At 25.4% G+C, this 2059-nt stretch carries 1 pseudogene; it reads right to left on the minus strand.

Annotation, left to right across the window (positions count from 1 at the left end):
* Window positions 1-1507, minus strand: a pseudogene (locus M3Z80_RS09615) (hypothetical protein); the annotation flags it as partial.
* Window positions 1508-2059 lie beyond the last annotated feature (552 nt).

The raw sequence follows: 2059 nt of genomic DNA on the forward strand, positions 1-2059 counted from the left end.
AATTACTTAACGCTAAATTTATCCCGACATTTCCATAAGCAAATCTATATTCGGTATTTGTTGAAACTACTTGCGTTTTTTGCGGTGGCATTAGTTGGGTTACCGGCTCGTAATCTCCTTGTAATATACCGTCAATGGGAGGAATATATTCATATACACGACCATTGACAGGTAATTGAATGATTCTATAATTTCCCTTGTTTTTTCCCATATAAGTGAAAGAAAGCGTGTATAATTCTTGCGAACTATCGGTAGAGTATTGGTATATTTCATCTGATCCAAAGTTTATTTTTTTATACAGGATTTTATTGGGATCATATTCAGTTAGTTTAGCGTTAGATGCATACATCTTATCTTTATCATTACCTGCTTGACTAAGTACATTTTTTTGAACATCTGTTAAATCTTGATTGCTTTCTTTAGTATCATTTTCAGAAAATATATTAGCGCTAAAGCTAAATTTATCCGACTCATATTTACCGCCAGTGTTTAATAAAAAACGTGTATAAGTAGTAGTATTATAAATATATTCAACGACAATCCTACTATTGGAAGATATATAAGTTTTAGGGGTAAAGGTTAGTTCTCCCGTATTATAATTCATTATATAATCTTGATCTTCTCCTCTTTTTAATAATGAACCATTCATGTATACTTTTTCCGATCCTGAAATGACAATTATAAAAAGTTCTCCTTGCTTTCCTTTTAATTTATAGGGTCCTTGATTACCTTCAATACCATTAAATTTCATTCTATTAAATTCTCCTCGGGATAATGAACCTAAAGCGTATAAATCTGTGTATGAATTTTTATTTTTTATTCGAGTCCCTATTTGTATACCGGTAATTTTTCTAGAAAAATTACCAAAATAATCTTTATCTTGAATAAGATCTAAATGTCCCGCACGTATGTATGAACTTTTCGTTGATAACTCAATATATATTTTATCAAATTCATCTAGCCGTTGGGTATATCCGTCTGCTTGAATGGGTATATTATGATCTGAAATAGCAGCTTTTATTCTAACATCTTTACTTAATTGTCCGGATAGTTCCAGATCTAATGAGGACTGCACAGAAGCACTTTGATTATTTCCAAAAGTTATACCTCTTATTAATGTTCCGGAACTTGATAAATTTTGAAAAAATTCATTCTTTTTTTTAGAATTTTCTATTATTTCAAAATACTTTTTAGGTTTATTAATCCTTACTATAAGTGAAGTATCTTTAGAAAAAATTATTTTTTCTTTTTTTTCCGGATATATGTAATAACTAATTTTTAAATTCTGATTTATCAATGAAGGATTGAAAGATAAAGTATTACTTGATGAATCTAATGAATAAAAATCAGGATTAATTTCTTCATCATTTATATTTTTAATAGATATTTTATCGGGAATAACAATTAAAGTATCTATTTTCAAAATAGAGTCTTTGATTTCAACGATCTTATATCTAAAATTAGGATTTTTCCAATCAATAACTTGAGCATGGGCCATTATTCCCATACATATAGTAATTAGTATGAATATTGATCTTCTTAGCAATTTTAATAAATAAACGAAATTATGCTTTTTTTTGATATGAGCATAAGTAGAATTTAAATTTATTTATCTATTCTAATAAAAAGCAATATTATATACTTGAATAACGCTTTTATTTTAAGTATTATAGTTTTAATCTATACTAAAACTCAAATTCTGATTCAGGATTTTTTTTTTAGTAAGTCTAGTAAATTATAAATATTTCTTTTATTATGCTCTATAAGTTTTGAGAATTCAATTTCTGCAACTAATGCAATTTTTAACTTTTTAGTAATTGATATTAAGATAAAAATTGAATTTTTATAATTTTTTAATTCTTTAAGAAATTATTATCATTTTATTTAATGTAGCGAATAAATTTAAATTTTATTCAAACAAACATTTTTTTATAAAAACAAGTTTTAAATTTATTCTATTATTTCTAAATTAGCTTTCGCTCATTTATTTTTAAATTATACATTTTTCGCATTTAAATATCATTTTTAGATTAAAAAAAATGAATTTAAAGGCATTGAC

The sequence above is a fragment of the Apibacter sp. genome (assembly GCF_025291155.1).
Taxonomy (GTDB): domain Bacteria; phylum Bacteroidota; class Bacteroidia; order Flavobacteriales; family Weeksellaceae; genus Apibacter.